We start from the raw sequence: 17705 nt of genomic DNA, 5'->3' as shown, positions 1-17705 counted from the left end.
CTGCCGCAGGGCGCATGGGATGCGCGGGCAGCGTGCCGGCGAGGCTGGTTCAGGCGTCGGCGGTCTCGCCGGCCTCGGCGTCCTGCTCTTCGGCAGGTTCGAACTCGCCCGCATCGCTCTCGGGTTCGGGCTCGACCGGCGCTTCGTCATCGGGCTCGCTCGCAGCGAGCACCCGGAACCGCATGGCTTCGGGTACCCACGCGAGGGCGGCTTCCTTCACCTCGGGGGCGACGATGGTCTCGCCGGCGAACAGCTTCTCGCAGGAAGCCGAGAGGTCGCCCTTCTTCGAGCCCATGAAACTCGCCGCCATGGTCGGTCCGCCGACCTCGCTGACATGGGCGAGCAGCGTCTGCTTGCTGACGCGGTCGAAGTAGTTGGCAGAGGTCGGCCGCCAGTGGCTGGCGACGTTGATCCCCATCAGGGCGGCGAGATGGTCGTGAAGGTCGATCGGCTCGGGTCCGGACTGGCCCGCCTTCTTGTCGATCCCCATGCTAGCCTCCAGCGTCTTTGCCATGCACCAGGCGAGCCAGCTTGCCTTGGCATCGTCGTCGAGCGCGCTGAACGCCGAGAAACGGTCGACCGTGCGGCGATGCTCGGTCCACGACAGGTCGAGCGTCTCACGCATGTCGGCCATCAGCGTATGCGCCGGGCTTTCCGGGTAGTTGGCGAGGTAGAGCGAGGGCGACGGCGCGCGGAGCGTCGTGCCCAAGGCCTGCGCGCTGTAGAGCGCGCGGGAGTCGGCGATCGCAAAGATCAGGTAGTCGAGCGCGATCGCCGGGTTCGAGGCGAGGTTGATCGCGAGAATATCGCGGCGCTGGACCGCGAGTTCCTCGACCAGCTTCTGCGAGAGCGGCTTGGGTGCGGAGGAGGCGCTACCGCCCTCCCCGGCTCCGCCTGCTCCCTCGCCCGCGTCGGACCCGCGTGCCTTGCGGCGTTCGAGCGGCTTGTCGCTGTAGAGCCCGCTGGCGACCGCGGGCTGACCGTCGGCGCCTATGATCACGAAGCAGCCGACGTTGGCCTTCATCTCCTCCGGGATCACAGGGGGTTTGTCGTGGAGCGCGTCGTAGGCGCTGCTCGCGGCATCCCAGCGCTCCTGGAACTCGGCGGCGGCAGCCTCGTCGTCCTCGTCGAGGGTTTCGCTTTCGGCTTCCAGCGCCGAGATCGTCTCGAGGAGCTTGTCAGCCTCGACCTGTTCCTCGTCGGTCAGCGGCGCCGGTTCGAGATGGACCTGGTGGAGGTCTTCGGTCGCATTATAGGTGACGCGGGTTTCGAGGATCGGGCGCACCCAGGCATAGCCGGAGGTTTGGGCGACCTCGGCCGCGTAGGCCTGGAGCTTCTCACCGGCGATGCGCTGGGCGATCTCGGCATCGATCCAGGTCTCGCCGCCATCTTCGGTGAAAAGGTCACGCTCGATCTTGCCTCCAGCGGCAAGGTATTCCGCTTCGCTGGCGAGCTTCGCCATCGGCGAGGACGAGCGGATCGCGCTGTGCGTCACCATGCGGCGGATGGAATCAGGGTTGTTGCCCTGCCAGCTATTCGACAGCTCGTTCCAGACCATCATCTGGCGGTCATGGTTGGGCGTCGTCGCATAGGCCTTGGCGACATCGAGCGTGATCTTGCCTTCCTCGAGCGCGGCGAAGATCGGATCGGCGAGGTCAGCAAGCCGCAGGCGGCCTTCGATGAACCGGCGGGTGCGACCAAACCGCTTTGCGATCGCGTCGAGGTCGCTTCCCTCGTTGACGAAGTGCTTGTAGGCGCGGATTTCATCGGTCGGCGTCATGTCGAGCCGGATGACGTTCTCGATCAGCGAGAGTTCGGACTGCTCGGCGGCGTCGATGTCAAGGACGCGGCAGGCGACGGGATGATCCTTGGGGAGCTTGCCTGCGGCGAGCAGATAGTTGAGTGCGCGCAGGCGGCGTCCGCCCGCGGTGACGTCGAACATGCCCCGCTTCTTGGCGGGCACCACGATCAGGTTCTGGAGGAGGCCCTTGGCCTCGATATTGGCGGCCAGTTCCTCGATGAAGAGGTTGCTGTCGTTTTTGCGGACGTTGGCTTCGGACAGGCGTAGCTTGCCGAGCGGGATCAACTCGATGTCGTTCATGGGAGTGCTCCTGAAGGCCGGATTTGGCCGAGCCCTTCGGCTCACCCCTTCCAGCCCCCCTCCCCTCACGGTTTCAGGATTGCCCAATTTCCCGGGAAAGACTGCGCGTGCCAAAGCGGCTCGCTCGATGCCGTGAGGCATAAATTTTAGATTTATGCCTCACGGCCCGGATCGTCCGCGGAACCCAGATTGCACAACTTAGTTGCGTTTATTGCGAATATGCGCTAGCGAATATCGCCATCAGCGGAGAGAAACGATGACACTGCCAGCCACTGCCTTGCCTTTTGGCAACAGGCTGCCCTCTGCCGACGATCGCCAGATCGCCAACCAGCTACGGCGTATTCTGGCCTCGCAGAAGGCCGGCGAAGCCAAACTGCACATACCGGATCCCAAGACCAGGAAGCCGGTCGAAATCTCGCTGACACCGGCGATGTCGGACCTGTTCCTCGAGTTGCTGCGTCACATCGGGAGCGGAGATGCCGTCACGCTCGTGCCGATCCAGCAGATGCTGACGACGCAGCAGGCAGCAGATCTGCTCAACATGTCCCGCCCTTACCTGATCAGGTTGATCGAGAAGGGTGACATCCCGCACAGCATGGTAGGACGGCATCGGCGGCTCAAGGCCGAGGACGTGTTTGCGTACAAGGCAGCGCGCGACAAGATTCGTTCGAAGGCGATGGACGAACTGATTGCGGACGGCGCGGACCTATATTGATCTGACCCTGCCATGTTCGCCAATCGTTACACCGCACTCGTCGATGCGTGCACACTGGTGAGTGTGCCTCGCCGAGATCTGCTGCTCACCCTCGCCGAGGCGGAATTCTTCCGTGTGCGCTGGTCGCAGCGCATTCTTGATGAGACTGGCGCGGCCTTGCACAAGATCTTCGCCGAGCGCGGGTTCGAGGACGCGTCCGCAAGGGCTGCCCGATCGGTCGAAGCCATGCACCGGGCCTTCCCCGAAGCCCTAGTTGAGGCGCACGCTTCGGTCGCGGCCCTGACGTTCGGACTTCCCGACGCCAATGACGAACATGTCCTGGCCGCCGCAGTCCAGACACAAGTCCAGGCTGTCGTAACTGAAAATATCAACGATTTTCCGGCAGCAATTCTCGCGCCGCTCAACATCGAAGCGCGGACCGCAGACGAGTTCATCGCAGACACCATCGCGCTCGATGAGGGCAAGGCCGTTGCCGCCATCCGCACTCTGCGTATTCGGCTCAAGCGGCCGGAAATGTCCGCTGAGGACTACCTGCGCTCTCTGGAGGCACATGGCCTGTTCGTCACCGCATCGATCCTGAGTGGCCACGCGGAATCCATCTGACCTGCAAGGTCGGGAACCGAGGCCTAGGCGACGATGCGCCCAAGGATCTCGCTCGCCCCGTCCACCGGTACGAACACGCGCGTCTTATAGGCGATGATCTCGGTGAAGCAGCCCTTTGCCTTGAGCTCGGGGATGCGCGCGGCTTCAGCGTCGACGATCTCGATCCGTCGGGAACCGTTCACCCGGGACGTCCGGATCGTAAAATTGAGGGGATGCGGCGCCTTCCACGTGCCCCCGCCAAGGATGGCCGCTGCGATCTTGGCGGGATCGGTCTGCGCCTTGCGGGCAACCCCGAGTTTCTCGAGGGTCGCATCGACGTAGAGGTCGTGGACATGCCGGCCGAGCCAGGAGGCGCCCGACTTATCGACGATGCGGTTGACCGTGAGGTCCTCCTTGGGAAGCGCGCCCCAGATCGGCAGGAGCAGCCCCGTCGCGAGATAGGCCGTTTCGGTGACCAACTGGCTCTCGTCGGCAGCGTATTCCTCTTCCCACAAGGCGCTGAACCGGGAATTGGTAACAGGCTCCCAGGCGGACTCGTCGAGCCGGTCGGCGCGCAGGTACTCGCTGCGCAGCGGCCGCACGAGTTCGTAGCGGCGGATCATGTGACCTTCCTCGTCCATGTGCGAGGGCGCCGGAATCGCGAGCGCGACCTTGCCCGACTTGTCATTGCGCAGGAACAGCTGCTGTTCCTCGAAAGATGCCATTTTGAGCACGCGCTCGAGCGAGAGGACCTTGCGCCGCTGGGTCAGCGACAGCTCGAGCAGGTGCGAGGTCGCGCCGGTCACGGGGTCGGTCCGGATCACCGTGTCGGACAGCACCTCGCAGGCCTCGACCGCCACCGTCTCGACCCCGATGTCGAAGGTCCCGGCTTCCTTGGCTGCGGAGACGCGGGTTTCGACAAGGGTCAGGAACTCGTCGAAGATGGCGTTCTGGACGGCGATCTTCATGGCGAGGATGCGGTTAAGCCAGCGCTGGATCGGCGGCAGGTCCTCGCGCAAGATCCCGTCCTGGTCGGTGAGCTCAAGCCCGCTCATCCGTTGGAACTCGGACAAAGTCGTACTCTTGAGCTTCCCCATCGCAAGCAGACCGTACCAGTCGTGCAGGGCATGCTTGGCATAAATGCTTTCGAGGTTGTCGCTGGCATCGAACATCCCCTGCCCGCCGGTCTGGCGTTGGCCGCGGGTCAGTGCGCCCAATGCGTCGAGACGGCGCGCGATCGTGCTGGTGAAGCGCGCTTCGCCCTTGCAGTCGGTGGTGACAGGGCGGAACAGCGGCGGGCAGGCCTGATGGGTACGGTGGGTGCGTCCCAGCCCCTGGATTGCACGATCCGCGCGCCAGCCAGGTTCGAGCAAGAAATGAACCCTTCGCTGCTGGTTTTTCGCATCGAGGCTGGCGTGATAGCTGCGGCCCGTTCCTCCCGCGTCGGAGAACACAAGGATACGCTTGGCCCCCGTCATGAACGCCGTGGTTTCGGCAAGGTTGGTCCGAGGTGAGCGGCTTTCGAGGCGCTGCTGGCCCGATCCATCCCGGACGAGGCGTTTGCTACGCCCGGTGACCTCGGCCACCGCAGTCACGCCGTAGTGCTCCAGCAGGGCATCAAGCGCGGTCGGGATCGGCGGCATGGCGCAGATATGCTCGATCAGGTCGGCGCGCGCGGCCTCGGCCTGCGGGTTGTGGACCGGATTGCCCGCCTCGTCCCACATCGGGCGGGAGCGCACATCGCCAAGCTCGTCCTTGTATTCCTCCATCTGCCGGGTCGGGAAGGCCCGGGTCAGATAGTCAACGACATATTCCTTACAGTCATAGGCTATGTCGAGCGCCTCACGCTCAGCCGGCTCCAGTTCATCGAGCCGCCGGTTGAGGATGGATTCGGCAGTGCTCACCAGTTGGACGACCACGCTGTCCCCCTCGCCCAGATGCTCGTCGATCGCCGGGTAGATCGACGGCAGCTTCAGCGAGAGCAGCACCTGTCCAAAGAAGCGCTGCTTGGTCCCCTCGAACCGGCTGCGGGCAGCTGCCTTGGCGCCGCTGTTGAGGGTCTTGTTCTCTAGCCCATCGACGATGCCGGTGAGTTCGAGCGCGGCCTCGAGGTTCTGGTGGATGATCGTCCAGGCCTCGCAATAGGTGTCGTAGATCGCAATCTGCTCTGCCGTCAGGTCATGGCGCAGGATATCGTACTCAATCCCTGCAAAGCTCAGCGCCCGGGCGAGATAAAGTCCAGACGCCTTGAGGTCACGGGCGACGAGTTCCATCGCGGCAATCCCGCCGTCGCGGATTTCGCTGATGAACTGCTCGCGGGTTGCGAACGCCGTGCCCGGCCCCCACAGGCCAAGCCGGACCGCATAGGCGAGGTTGTTGACGTCCGAGGCGCCAGTCGCCGAGGCATAAAGCACGCGGGCGCGGGGCAACGTGTTCTGGAGCAGGACCCCGGCGATGCCCTGGAGCGAGCCCTGCTTCTGGCCCCCCACTTTCTGGCTAAAGCCCCCTTCCCCGCCGGCGACGCCGCCCATTTCGTGGGCCTCGTCGAAGACGATCACGCCTTCGAAGTCCTCCCCGGCCCAGCGGACGATCTGGTCGAGCCGAGTGTCCTCGACGCGCGAGCTTCTGAGCGTGCCATAGGGCACGAACAGGATGCCTTCTGGCGCGGTGATCTCCTCGCCGATCTTCCAGCGGGCAAGATCGAGAATGTCTGACGGCAAGCCGCCGATCGCGGTCCAGTCGCGCTGAGCATCTTCAAGCAGCGGCGCGTTCTTTGAGATCCAGATGTGGCGGCGATTGCCCTTCAGCCACTGATCAAGAATGCAGGCCGCCGCCTGCCTCCCCTTCCCTGCCCCGGTGCCGTCACCAAGGAAGAAGCCGGTGCGGTAAAGCTGGCCCTCGGGATCCTCCTTGAGCGCGACTTCGCTGGACGAATGGCTGAAGCGACCGTGGAGATCGCGGCTCCAGGCCTCGCCCGCATAGATCACGGTTTCGAGCTGGGCGGCCGAAAGCAGCCTTGCCGTCACGGTGCGTTCGGGCAGAGAGGGCACATAGCTTGGCTTCGGCGCGGCGATCGAGGCCATGGCGGCGGATTCGACGAGGTGGGTCGGATGTTCGCCAGCCTCCGCGATCACCACGCGCGAGGGCCGGTAATCGGCATAGACCCCGCGCTGCTCGCCCATCGCGGCAGGTTCGTCCAGCACTTCGTAGGCGACGGGGCGGACGTCGTTGGTCTGGGGAGCTCGCACGATCACGGGCCGGGCTGGACCGGTCTTCACCGAGCGGAACAGGCTGAGCTTTGGTCGGGGCGCTGCCGCCTGCGTCGGGTCGCGCAACGTTGCCCGGAGTGGCACGGTAGGCAGCGCGGCGAATAGTTCGCCGACCGAACCGCGATTGATCGTGGATACGCCGATCTCGCCTGGCACCTTGTCGATCACCAGCACGCGAACGGCGATACCGGTGCCGTGCTTGGCATAGCCGCCCTTGTCCAGACGGAGCGAGAGGACGACCCGCGCGCCTTCGAGGGTGCGCCGGAAGGTTTCTTCGTACCTGGCCGAGGGCGAGAACCAGTCCGGCATGATCGCAACGATCCGGCCACCCGGCAGCAGATGGTCGAGCGCGGCCCGCAGGTGCCTGGCGGCGGTGTTCTGATCTTCCCCGCGCGATTGCGACACCGAAAACGGCGGGTTCATCAGAACAACGCTCGGCCGTTCAGTTCCGGAGAGCAGTGCGCTGAGTTTAGCGCCATCGTGGCGGTAGACCTTCTTGCCCGGAAATACGGCCTCGAGCAGGTCGGCGCGGGTTGGCTCAAGTTCATTGAGGATCAGATCCCTGACCGAGCCCTTGGCAAGCGAAGCGATGATCCCGGTGCCTGCGCTCGGTTCAAGTAACATGTCATCGCTGGAGAGCCGTGTCAGATGAACGGCGAGACGGGCCAGCGCCGGCGGTGTCGAGAACTGCTGGAATTGAATTTGCTCCTCGCTGCGTACCGTGTGGGTTGGCAGTTCGCGCGAGAGCGCCTCGAGCGTGCTGATCGCCGCGCCGACGTCCATGGGGCCGACAAGCTCGGGAATGACTAGGGAGAGAGCTACTTCCAGCGCTTCGAAACTGTCGCGCTGCTGCCAGGCGCCTGCGGCGTCATTGCCACCAGCACTCTCGGTCATGGCCTGGCTCAAAGCAGCGCGGTCGATCGGAACAGCGAGGAGCAGCTTGGCGGCAAGTGTGCGCGCAGCGCCGAGAATGGCGCTGGCGCGCGGAATCGTCATGGTCATGCGGAGAACTCCTGAGCTCGTGCCGATCAGCGGCACGCCCGCTCCAGCCCCCCTCCCCTCACCGCTTGAGGAGCTGCGCCCAGTCGTTCATGCGGCCCGGCGGCCATTCGGTCTCGATTGCAAGGCCGGGTCGGCGGTACGATTCGGCTGCGCGTTCGCGCGCGCGCCTGCCCTCGGCGTCGTTGTCGGCCAGCAGGATCACGGTTTCGACTGAGACCGGGATGTCGACCTGGTGAAAGCGTTTGGCACCCATCATCGCCCAAGCCTGGATACCGGTGAGCGATGTATAGGCTGCCGCAGTCTCGAACCCCTCGCAGATGCCGATGGTCTTGCCTGGCGGGCCGTTGGTCCATGCGGCGCCGATAGCCTGGCCGAGGACGCGCTTCTCGGTGTAGTCCGCTGTCGACGGATCGAGGAAAATCCGCTGGATCGCGGCGATCGCGCCCGCCTTGCGCATCGCAACGAGGAGTGCCGGCTCGAAGCTCGCAAGCTTCCCCTGCCCTCGTGGACACCGGGGGTGAAAGCGCAGGTCTTCGAGTGGTGCCCAGATCTGGCGCACCCCTCGCACATATCGCTCCGCCAAAGTCCCTTCGATCGGTCGACCGGCTTGCCAGATTGCGAGGTGAATTCCAGTGCTCCGCTGGAAGTTGGGCGTCACGCTGGAGGCATCGACGGTCGGCAGGTCTGCGATGCGTCGAAGAGCTTTGAGTACGTCTCGGCTGTCGCAACCTGCGTGGCATGTTACGAGAATGGCTCGATCACCTTGGCGGATGGACAGAGATGGGGTTCTGTCGGCATGGCAAGGGCACCGACACATCGCGGTATTACCGGACCAATTGCCCCCGATGCGCCGAACAAGGCTGCGTAGGTCCGGACTGGGTTGGTTGTTGACGATGGGCATGACTGCCCAGTTCGACCCTACTCCCCTCCCCCTCGTCCTGCGCTTCAGCCTAACCGAAGTGCTCGGAAATCATCGGTCAGCCGGCATCCGAATTTGCGCGTCGCTCGGCATAACGAATGACAAAGGATTCCCAGACTCTCAGCCACTCCGCATCGGTCCTCTCTTGTTTAATACCGGGAAAGCCGGTGCGGAATGCGTTCGCCATGGTGTCGACGCACCAGGGCTTACCCTTCTCAAGCCCGATTGCTCGGAACTTAGTTTCCCTTTCGCCATAGGTCAGGCTGCCCGCTGGGAAAGGGAATACGGGCTCGGAGACCTTGATGTCCCGAACAGTCGACCGAGGAGCTTTGGCGACCGATGATCTCGGTGCGGTTTCCGGGGCCGGAGCGCCCAGCAACCGCAAGTGCGGGCCAACGAGCTTCCGCTCTAAAGGTGCCGGCGAAGGCCGGAGCACTACCTTCCTGCCGCTGAAATCGACGTCAGCGTTCGGGTAGACAGCGGAGACCAATTGCATTGTTTCGCGCACGGTCTGGCGGAAGCGCTTGCTATCGGCGTCGTTCCCCAAGTGCTTGGCCAACTGGTCCCAAGATATTACCTGGCCTCGATCGCTGCTGATGCGCGGAAGTCTATACGCAAGGTAGGTATAGAGATCGAGCGCTGTGGGCGTGCCCTTGAGCTCACGGATTGCAATCTCGTTCAACGGAACGGCGTGGTCGATAAGGTGACTATAGAACGCCTCGGACATCCGAATTTCGCGGGCAAACGCGCCATTTTTTTCCAGAGATCCTGCGTATTCGTTTGAAATCTTTACGTCTCGTACGGCGAATGCGTTGTCGCCGGCGTCGTTGCCTTCCCAACGAATTTGCCATTCACACGCAAGCAGTCGGTCGACTTGCTCGCGCATCAGATTGGCAGTTCCCCGTGGGCCATAAGAGACGGTCTGGTAGCCAAGTCGGCGCATCCATTCCGTGAAATTACGGCCCAAGTACACGTCTCGCGATCGCTTGGTGACGGCCTGCGAAAGCAGATAGATCAGCGCAACGCGTGGATAAGCTCCATAGGGCACACCAACGCTTCGTAGTACGGGCTTACCGTCGACCGTCTGGAGAACCGGTCGTGGATTGATGGCCAGTGCATATTTTCCGTCTTCGCGAAGAATCGGTAGAGTGTCGTCCTTCGGACGCTTGGTCGGAAGCGACATGGCGCACAATGCGGAATGCAGAAATGCCGGAACGGGTTCTTCGTCCTGGACACGAAGGAAGGCATCCATCGTCAGCTGAGTGCCGGCAGACTGCGCTAGGGAGCGGACCCGCTCTTCACCGCCGCCTAGCATTGCTAGGGCGTATTGATGTCCGATTGGACGCAGTGTGTCTCCGCTCATTGAACCGTCCCTTCCCGACTCATTGGAGCCTCGGGTTGGTCGTTAAACAACAGGTTTGAGCTTCGAAAGCAAGGCCATTGGCAGTTTCGACGGGTTTCCGGGCCTAAAACCTCCAAGTTAGCCGATGATCTCGGAGCGGTTTGGCGGGGCGAAACCAAATCCAATCTCAATTTTGAAAAAAGCGATTCGCGAATCGGTTTTTCTAGGAGATTCCTTTAGTAGGTATGGGCTCCGAGATCATCGGTCCAAAGGGAACCGAGATCATCGGGGAAACGCACTGAATTCATCGGCTTGCACCGAGATCATCGGTGGTTGTCCACAGCACGATCAATCCGGCCATCGGGACGCCCAGCTGACTGTTGGAATGTCGCCTGCTGGTCCCCTTCCCTGGACCCGACATCATCGGTCTGAACCGCTACGTACTGCATCGGGCGGACACCTGATTCGCAAAAGAGCACGGAGATCATCGGTCAATTTGTAAGGTTGGTGGCCGAAGTTTGCTCAAAACTGCCAAGAGTGCTAATTGGCGCCCTCAATCTCACAAAGCGGTGATCATGGCTACAGACGCAGCGCTCGACGCACAACCAGATGAACTCTTGGAAGACGGCCTTGGCAATCTGCACCGCAAGGCCCTCACCATCCTGAAGCGTATTCGTGACGGTGCGCTCGATCCGGAGACCGGGCAAAAGGTTGGCCCGTCGTATTCCATCTCGAAAGCAGCCTCCCTTGTGGGGCGAACAGCGTCTGCAATTCGGGAAGCTGAGCGTGATGGTCGTCTTCCCCAGCGCGATCGAACCGCTTCTGGCCACCGGGTCCAGTACTCATTGGAAGAACTGGATCATATGCGTGCCGTATTTGGCACTCGCCCATGGCGCGCTCCGACGGACACCCCGGCGGTCATTTCCGTCTCGAACTTCAAAGGAGGCGTGGGTAAGTCGACCGTGGCCCTCCACCTCGCACAGCACTTTGCGATTCACGGCTACAGGGTTCTGTTTATCGACTGCGACAGCCAGGCCAGTTCGACAATGATGTTTGGCTATCGGCCGGATGTCGATCTGACCGAGGATGATACCCTCTACGGTCACTTCCATAATCCTGAACTGTTGGGCGTTCGCTCGATCATCCGGAAGACGCATTTTTTCGGGCTCGACCTGATCCCCGCCAATCTCAAGCTCTATAATCTTGAATACGAGATCGCGGGCTACCTGGCACAAAATCAGAACTTCGACATCATCGACCTGATTGCCGAAGCCATCGATACGGTCGTCGATGACTACGACATCGTCATCATGGATCCGCCTCCGGCACTTGGCATGGTTTCGATGGCAGTGCTGCAGGCAGCTAATGCGATGGTAATTCCTGTGCCGCCGAGCGTCATCGACTTCGCATCGACCGTGTCGTTTATCGACATGGCGCGTACAACGATGAAGCAGCTCGAGCAGCTCGCGAAGCGGGTGAAGCCTGCCTACAACTTTATACGCCTCGTTGGCAGCAGGGTAGATGAAAGCAAGTCCATGCACCGCGAAATTCTCTCGATGATGCGGCAGGTCTTCGGTGGTTCGATGGCGACTTCTGTCCTCAAGACCAGCGCGGAAATCGACAATGCCAGCTCGCGCATGAAGACAGTCTTTGAACTTGATCGACCGGTAACGTCCCACGAGGTTCACAACCGGTGTATGAAGTATTTGAGCGATGTTTGTAGAGAAATCGAGGCGGATGTCATTCGGTCCTGGGCGAGCAGGGCAGGGGAGGCGGTCTAGGGCCGTTGCCACGTGGCAACAACGGGATAATACAGTTAGAATACAACAACTAAGGTCATTTTTCGAGAAGCTCGAGTGGTGCGATAGGGCGAGATTTTATTGGCTGAACGAGGGATGTTGCCACGTGGCAACGCATCAAGAATCAGGGTGAAATTGAGGCACGGACAGGGGTTGTTGCCACGTGGCAACAAGCGGCCGACAAAATGCGATTTGAAAGGTTTGGAGTAGGCGATGGCAAAGGGTAACCGGGGCTTCGGCAGCAGTTTGACAGAGGGGCTCGACGACGACATCGACGTCGGCAGACCTGCGCCATCGGAAAGCATTATGGCGAGCCGTAGCCAGAGCCTTGCGAGAATTGCCGCCGGTAAAGTCGTCACGGATCGCACCGAGTGGGTCGACCCGGCTCGCTGTCGTCCCTGGCGTCTGCACAACCGCGATCTGGACCACTTGAACGAAGAGAGTTGCCGCGATCTCATTGACGCATTCCTCTCCGCTAAGAAGCAGCGCATTCCCGCGATAGTGCGCCGCCTCAAGGATGACCCAGACTACGACTTCGAAATCATCGCGGGCGTAAGGCGATGGTGGACCGTTCAATGGCTCCGCGAGCATCATTACCCGGAATATGAATACCTCGTCACGATCCAAAACGTTTCCGACGAGGAAGCGTTCAGGGTTTCGGACATCGAGAACCGGTCGCGCAAAGATATCTCAGACTGGGAACGGGCGAAGGAGTATTCACGGGCGCTGGAGGAGTTCTACGATTCCAACCAGAGTGAAATGGCAGAGCATCTGAAGATTTCGCGCTCATGGCTCAGCCGCCTGCTCGATGTGGCGCGGTTGCCAGCCGAGATAGTGAATGCCTTTCCCGACACGCATGGCATCACGGTCCGCATCGCAAGAGACATCAAGCCACTCACTTCCGAGAGGCGCACTCTGGACTTGATGGTCGCAGAAAGCAGGGCCATTGTTGCTGAGCGCCACGATCTGGGAACGGCTTTGCCCGCTCCCGAAGTCGCAAAGCGCCTTATTCGGGCAACTGTCGCTCCTGCAAAGCCTGCTGGCGGCGAGGTCGAAGTGAAGGGTGCCGCTGGCAAAGTGATCTTGCGCTATGCCCATTCTGCAAGAAGCGGCTATACCTTCAAGGTGCCTGCGCGTAGCGGCGCTTCGGCAACTGAAGTCTTGAAGGCCATCGAGGCTATCCTGACGTCCTGACCTTTTGGGGGGCGTCATCGGGTCCGTTATTCGCGTCTCAAATCGCCTGGGGCCGGATCGGATTGTGCGGGCAGGGGAGGGCGGTCTCGTTTGCGAACGAGGATGAGGCGGCGCGCTTTGCCCGCCAGTTGCTGCGCCGCCGTGCGGCTGCGCCCAAGCGGATCGACGTGCCCTACCGCGAGGTCGCGTTGGCGCCGCAGGAGGCCTCAGGAGCCTCTGTGAGCGCCATTGGGGGCCAAGGCATGGTCTCCGGGGCGCAGCGTCGCCAGATCGGCTTTCTCGAGCGCCATAGCGGCCTGTGAAGCGGTACGGCGGGTTACGCCGAGCGCACGGGCCAGTTCGGCGCGGGTGAGGGGGCCGAGGCCACCAATCAGTTGCCACATCGCCGGCGCTTGCGACGAGGCGTAGAGGTCCGCGAGGCGGTCTTCGCCGCGCGCCACCATGGCCGTGACGGCGGCGAGGTCCGCTCCTACGTCACCCGCCGCCGCGCCGATCGCACTCGCCAGCAGGGAGGGGAGGGGGCGTTCGGGTTCGGCGCGGAACAGCGCCCGCGGGGCAAGCCCGGCGAGCGCCAGCGGCGCCGCGCCCAGTCCGAACAGCTGCGGGCGCATCGCTGCGGCCAGCGAGGCGGCCCAGGCGCTTCCGCGCGGGGCGAACCGCTGGAATACGCGGCCCTCGATCAGCACCTCCTCGCTCCCGCCCTCGAGAAAGTCGATCTCGTCGTTGCGGAGCTGGTGGAGCCATTCGGTCAGGGCTGCCAGGGGCTCGCGTGCCGGCAGCAGGGCATCGAGCCGTTCGAGCGCCCGGTCGGCGGCCGCAAAGGTCGTTGAGAAGCTCTCGTGTCAGCCGACAAAATAGGCTACATTTCAATAATATCATGTAATATCAATATATTACATCGGATGCTCTGCGAGTAATTCTGTCTAGGGCAATATACACGTCGCGGTGTTCGACAAAATAAGCTACATTTCGCGGACAGCAAAAATCATTGGGGAGCCCGTTCCGTGATTGAGCGCAAGCCGTCTCCAGCGCCCCGGCGGAGCCTCAAATCGCTTGAGGCGGGATTGGCTCTCTACCCCCATTTCCGGCGACATATATCGCTTTCCGGCCCGGTGACAGCGGCTCAGGTTCAGGCGATTTCCGAGGCAACCGGCCTTAAAGAGCGGCAGATACGGACACTGGCCGCGCGCTTCCGGGTGCATCCGGTCGCGGAAACGCTGGCTCCAAAACCGCGTGGACCCGCTGTTGGATCGCACAGGATCGATCCCGAGGTGAGGGCCGCCATCGAGACGTTGATCGACGAAATTGCGCTCAAGATGGTGCCGCCATCGCGTGCGGAAGCGGCGCGGCAGATTTGGGGCCTGTTGCACGCGGACAACGGAGATCATCGCTTTCCCGCCGATCTGATCCCAAGCGAGAAGACGATCGAGCGGCTTCTGGCTGAGATTCCGAGCCGTGTTTGGGCGAAAGCGACGATGGGATCGAAGACGCGGAGCGCCCATGAACCGCACCCCGGCGAATATGCAAGCGAGGGATTTCTCGACCTGGTTCAGATGGATCACACCAAGGGCGATGTCATCCTGGTCGATAGTCTGCGGCGCGAACAGCTCGGAAGACCGTGGATCACCTTCCTCATCGAAATCTGGACCCGGTCCATTCTTGGTTACTATGTCAGCTTCGGCGACCCCTCGATATTCCGGTGCGGACGGGCGGTTGCGAGCGCTGTGTTGCCCAAAGAGCCGGCCCTCGCCCACCTGGGCGTCGATGTCAGCTATCCGATGCACGGTTTGTTCCGGCGCTTGCATGCCGATCAGGCCAAACCGCATCGCTCCGAAGCCTTCCGGCGCGCCTGCGTCCGCAATGGGATTGGCCCCGATGTGCGGAGGCCCGGGCCGGCCCATCTTGGCGGGCATATCGAGCGGCTGATCGGCACGATGATTGGAAAACTGCGGCTTTTGCCCGGTGCGACCGGATCGAACGTGGCGGCGCGCGACGGCTATGATGCCGAGGCGGACGCGGCGATGACGCTTGTGGAATTCGAGCGCTGGCTGCTGTGCCAGATCGCGATCTATCATCACGCGCCGCATAGCGCGCTGGGCGGCCTGTGTCCGGCCCAGATGTGGGAGCGCGAGGCGGCGAAGCACAGCCCGCTGCTGCCCGTGTCGGTCGATGCGGGCGAACTGTTCCGCCAGTTTCTGCCGTCGAAGTCGCTCACGGTCCATGCCAAGGGTATCCAGATCAGATATCGCCATTACTGGCACCCGATGCTTGCCGCCAGGATCGGCCAAAGGGTCGAGATCAGCTGGGATGAGCGGACGATCCAGCATATCTACGCCGACCTCGACGGCCGCTATGTCGAATTGCCGGTTGTCGGCGACTATCCCGACGTCTGGGAGGCGGATTGGGAGGCCGCCAGGGCAGGAGTGCGGGCGCTAGGCCGGGCCTACCAGGCCGATGGCGGTCGCGCGGCGACGGCGCGGGCGGTGGCCGCCGCCAATCAGGAAATCCACCGCGCCCGCGTTCGCACGAAGGCGGCGCGGCGCCAGGCAAAGCGCCGCGAAGGCGAGGGGACGACGCTCGCGGACCTCCGGTATGGCGAAGCGCCGGAAAAGCCGCCCATTGACTGGAAACCGGTCGCCGAGCTCAGCGAAGACGACTGGTTGCAGGAGCGGACATGAGCGCCGCTGCGACCGCGCCATCGCTGGCGCCCTCCTTCTGGATCGATTTCGAAGAAGCGCGGAACGCGGTCGAGACGATCGTCGATGTCGCGCATGACGATCCCGAGGAACGCCCGACCTGCATCGTGCTCACCGGACAGTCCGGCATGGGCAAAACCTCGATCCTGCGCGAAGCGCAGCGCCGCCTTGCCGAAGCCTTTCCCGAGCCCGCCGATTGGGGCGAGGCGCGCTATCAGCCCGTGCTGCGCACGGTCATTCCCTCGAGTCCGACCTCGCTCAAGATCAACCTCGCCCTGCTCTGGAAACAGGGCTGGCCGATCCGCACGAACACGCACAAAACCGCCGATTTGAAGGTCGTCGACCTGCTGGCCGAACAGGGCACGCGGCTGGTCGCGATCGACAATGTCCATGTGATCCTGACCGCGAGCGGCGTTGCGCGGCGCGATACGCTCGATGCGTTCCGCTTCCTGATGAGCGCGGGCAATGTGCCGCTGGTCGTGGCGGGCCTCGATGTCGCCCGGCAGATCTTCGCCGACGATGTCGAGCTGGCGTACCGCTCAATCATCCTCAAATTGCCGTTATGGGAGCCGGGCGAGCCCGCGCAGCGCCTGATCCGCGCGCTGGCCCGCGGCATGGGGATGGAGGAGCCCGACCATCTCGCCGAACCCGCGTTCGCCGAGCGCATCTGGCGGACCAGCGGCGGGGTCACCGGGAACTTCAAGCGCATCCTGCACTGGTCGGGAAAGGTCGCGCGGCGGCATGACCGCCGGTTCGTGACCCAGGACGATATCACCGAGGCGCTGCAATTGTTTACGCCTTATAGCCCGGAATGAGCGGGCGGGAGATCGAGCCGCTGGCGTTTCGGGTGAGGCCGCTGCCCGAGGAATGTTTCGAATCCTGGCTGCGCCGCCTGGCCGCGCGTCATGAGACCACGCCCAAAGCGCTGTTTCGCCATCTCGGCATCGACGCGGCGCTCGCCGATCGCGACCTGGCCGTGTCGCCCGTACCGGCCACGTCGCGCGTACCGGCCACGTCGCGCGCATCGGCTTGGTTGGCCGCGCCGGCGCCGGCGGTCGCTGGCGTGCCGGACCGCCGCCAGGTGATGGTAGAACGGCTCGCGTGGGCGACGATGGTGCCCGCGAAGGCGATTTCTAGGACGTTCGTCGGCTGTGGGCGCGGCGATCTGTTGCCGCTGACGCTGCGGTCAATCGGCTGCGCCCAGTGCTGGCTTGACTGGCTGGTGTCCGGCGCGCCGTGGCGGATCGAGCGGAGCTGGATCTTGCGCGTGACGACCTTCTGCGACCGTCATGCGCTGTTGCTGACCGATCTTGCGGGGATCAGGGCCCTGGGGCGGACGCAGGCCGCCGAGCGGGCGCTCGCGGCCCGGGTCGCGCGCACGCGCGCGCAAATGGCGCGGTTTGCCTTCGTCAAAACCCGAGTGCTGTGGAACGGGATGATTGCGCGGGAGCAAATCCGCGGCGCCCGCCCCGGTGACCGGGTAGGTTGGGAGCGGTACCGGGCGGCGCTGGTCGGCAACCGCTTCCACTACGCTCCGGTGCGTCATCTGCTGCTGGCGGCGCTCCACAGCAGTGACGGGCTGAAAGCCGGGCGATGGGAGCAAATCTTCCGCTTCGATGCGCAGCCGGCACGCCTGCCGCGAAAGGCGGCTTCCGGCGTCGGACCCCAATTATCGGATCTGGCGGAGGCGATCGCCAGGGTCGGCCTGCGGCAGCTCGACCGCGAGCGTCGCCGGCTCACCATGGTCTGCGAGCAGCTCGAGCAGGCCAAGCGCAATTATCCCCGTGCCCATTTGATGCAGGGGCTGAAGGCTCGCCGCGCGGCGCTGGCGCGCGCGGTACGAGACGCCGCCGCGACGGAGAGCGCGGCGATGTCAGCGCAGCGCCGTGGTTTCCAGGAGGCGCTGTTTTACCTGCAAGCATCGGGGATGGTGGGCGCGGCGATGTCCGCCGGCTGCGCCGAGCCGGCTTGCAGCGCGAATGGCGATCTGTGGCGGGCGCGGCTCGCCGCCTGCTTCGCCGCTCCCAGGTTTCGCATCCTGCTCGATCTGCCGGGTCATGGGCGCGGATGGTAAAGCCGGACGGCG

Annotated in this window: 13 protein-coding genes; 8 read left to right on the top strand and 5 right to left on the bottom strand. The window is 63.3% G+C overall.

All coding sequences use genetic code 11. From position 1 onward, the window contains the following. Positions 1–49: 49 nt before the first annotated feature. A complete protein-coding gene (locus ACFFF7_RS09665; protein ID WP_379481141.1) occupies positions 50–2101 on the bottom strand; it encodes a ParB/RepB/Spo0J family partition protein in 2052 nt (683 codons plus the stop codon). A gap of 256 nt (positions 2102–2357) precedes the next feature. On the opposite strand from ACFFF7_RS09665, the gene ACFFF7_RS09660 reads away from it, so the two are divergent. Together ACFFF7_RS09660 and ACFFF7_RS09655 are read left to right on the top strand one after the other, a co-directional pair. Next, entirely contained in the window at positions 2358–2816 is a 459-nt protein-coding gene (locus ACFFF7_RS09660) for a helix-turn-helix domain-containing protein (protein WP_379481140.1), read from the top strand. A gap of 12 nt (positions 2817–2828) precedes the next feature. Next, complete coding sequence (locus tag ACFFF7_RS09655; protein ID WP_379481139.1) at positions 2829–3419, top strand: PIN domain-containing protein; 591 nt, start codon at positions 2829–2831, stop codon at positions 3417–3419. 23 nt (positions 3420–3442) lie between these two features. On the opposite strand, the gene ACFFF7_RS09650 is transcribed toward ACFFF7_RS09655, so the two are convergent. From ACFFF7_RS09650 to ACFFF7_RS09640, 3 genes are all read right to left on the bottom strand, one after another. Then, positions 3443–7669, bottom strand: coding sequence for a strawberry notch-like NTP hydrolase domain-containing protein (locus ACFFF7_RS09650; protein ID WP_379481138.1), 4227 nt, complete (start codon positions 7667–7669; stop codon positions 3443–3445). 58 nt (positions 7670–7727) lie between these two features. Continuing rightward, the gene (locus ACFFF7_RS16145; protein WP_446686288.1) at positions 7728–8486 is read right to left on the bottom strand and encodes a DUF7146 domain-containing protein; all 759 of its coding nucleotides are present in this window, start codon (positions 8484–8486) and stop codon (positions 7728–7730) included. A 160-nt stretch (positions 8487–8646) separates the two neighbouring features. After that, on the bottom strand, positions 8647–9951 hold the full coding sequence (locus ACFFF7_RS09640; protein ID WP_037485767.1) for a replication protein RepA: 1305 nt from the start codon (positions 9949–9951) through the stop codon (positions 8647–8649). Between the two features lie 554 nt (positions 9952–10505). Between ACFFF7_RS09640 and ACFFF7_RS09635 the strand changes: the two genes are divergently transcribed. The 3 genes from ACFFF7_RS09635 to ACFFF7_RS09625 all read left to right on the top strand — a co-directional run bounded on the left by ACFFF7_RS09635 (position 10506) and on the right by ACFFF7_RS09625 (position 13225). After that, the gene (locus tag ACFFF7_RS09635) at positions 10506–11711 is read left to right on the top strand and encodes an AAA family ATPase (protein WP_147161232.1); all 1206 of its coding nucleotides are present in this window, start codon (positions 10506–10508) and stop codon (positions 11709–11711) included. 231 nt (positions 11712–11942) lie between these two features. After that, a complete protein-coding gene (locus tag ACFFF7_RS09630) occupies positions 11943–12923 on the top strand; it encodes a ParB/RepB/Spo0J family partition protein (RefSeq protein WP_379481136.1) in 981 nt (326 codons plus the stop codon). Further along, positions 12920–13225 carry a WGR domain-containing protein gene (locus ACFFF7_RS09625; RefSeq protein WP_379481161.1) on the top strand — a complete coding sequence of 102 codons (306 nt, stop codon included), beginning with the start codon at positions 12920–12922 and terminating at the stop codon, positions 13223–13225. The genes ACFFF7_RS09630 and ACFFF7_RS09625 overlap by 4 nt, the downstream gene beginning before the upstream one ends. On the opposite strand, the gene ACFFF7_RS09620 is transcribed toward ACFFF7_RS09625, so the two are convergent. Next, on the bottom strand, positions 13130–13609 hold the full coding sequence (locus tag ACFFF7_RS09620) for a helix-turn-helix domain-containing protein (RefSeq protein ID WP_379481135.1): 480 nt from the start codon (positions 13607–13609) through the stop codon (positions 13130–13132). The two genes, ACFFF7_RS09625 and ACFFF7_RS09620, sit on opposite strands and share 96 nt — an antisense overlap. 585 nt (positions 13610–14194) lie before the next feature. Here ACFFF7_RS09620 and ACFFF7_RS09615 point away from each other — a divergent pair. Genes ACFFF7_RS09615 through ACFFF7_RS09605 form a run of 3 tightly spaced genes read left to right on the top strand, consistent with a single transcriptional unit; the run spans position 14195 to position 17693 of the window. Continuing rightward, positions 14195–15601: a TnsB C-terminal domain-containing protein gene (locus tag ACFFF7_RS09615; RefSeq protein WP_379481134.1), complete on the top strand. Its 1407-nt coding sequence runs from the start codon at positions 14195–14197 to the stop codon at positions 15599–15601. Further along, entirely contained in the window at positions 15598–16434 is an 837-nt protein-coding gene (locus tag ACFFF7_RS09610) for a TniB family NTP-binding protein (protein WP_030540651.1), read from the top strand. Before ACFFF7_RS09615 ends, ACFFF7_RS09610 begins: the two co-directional genes overlap by 4 nt. Continuing rightward, complete coding sequence (locus ACFFF7_RS09605) at positions 16431–17693, top strand: TniQ family protein (RefSeq protein WP_048575061.1); 1263 nt, start codon at positions 16431–16433, stop codon at positions 17691–17693. Before ACFFF7_RS09610 ends, ACFFF7_RS09605 begins: the two co-directional genes overlap by 4 nt. Positions 17694–17705 lie beyond the last annotated feature (12 nt).

The organism is Novosphingobium aquiterrae, assembly GCF_042434435.1.
Taxonomy (GTDB): Bacteria; Pseudomonadota; Alphaproteobacteria; order Sphingomonadales; family Sphingomonadaceae; genus Novosphingobium; species Novosphingobium aquiterrae.
This window is presented reverse-complemented; position numbering and strand designations above follow the sequence as displayed.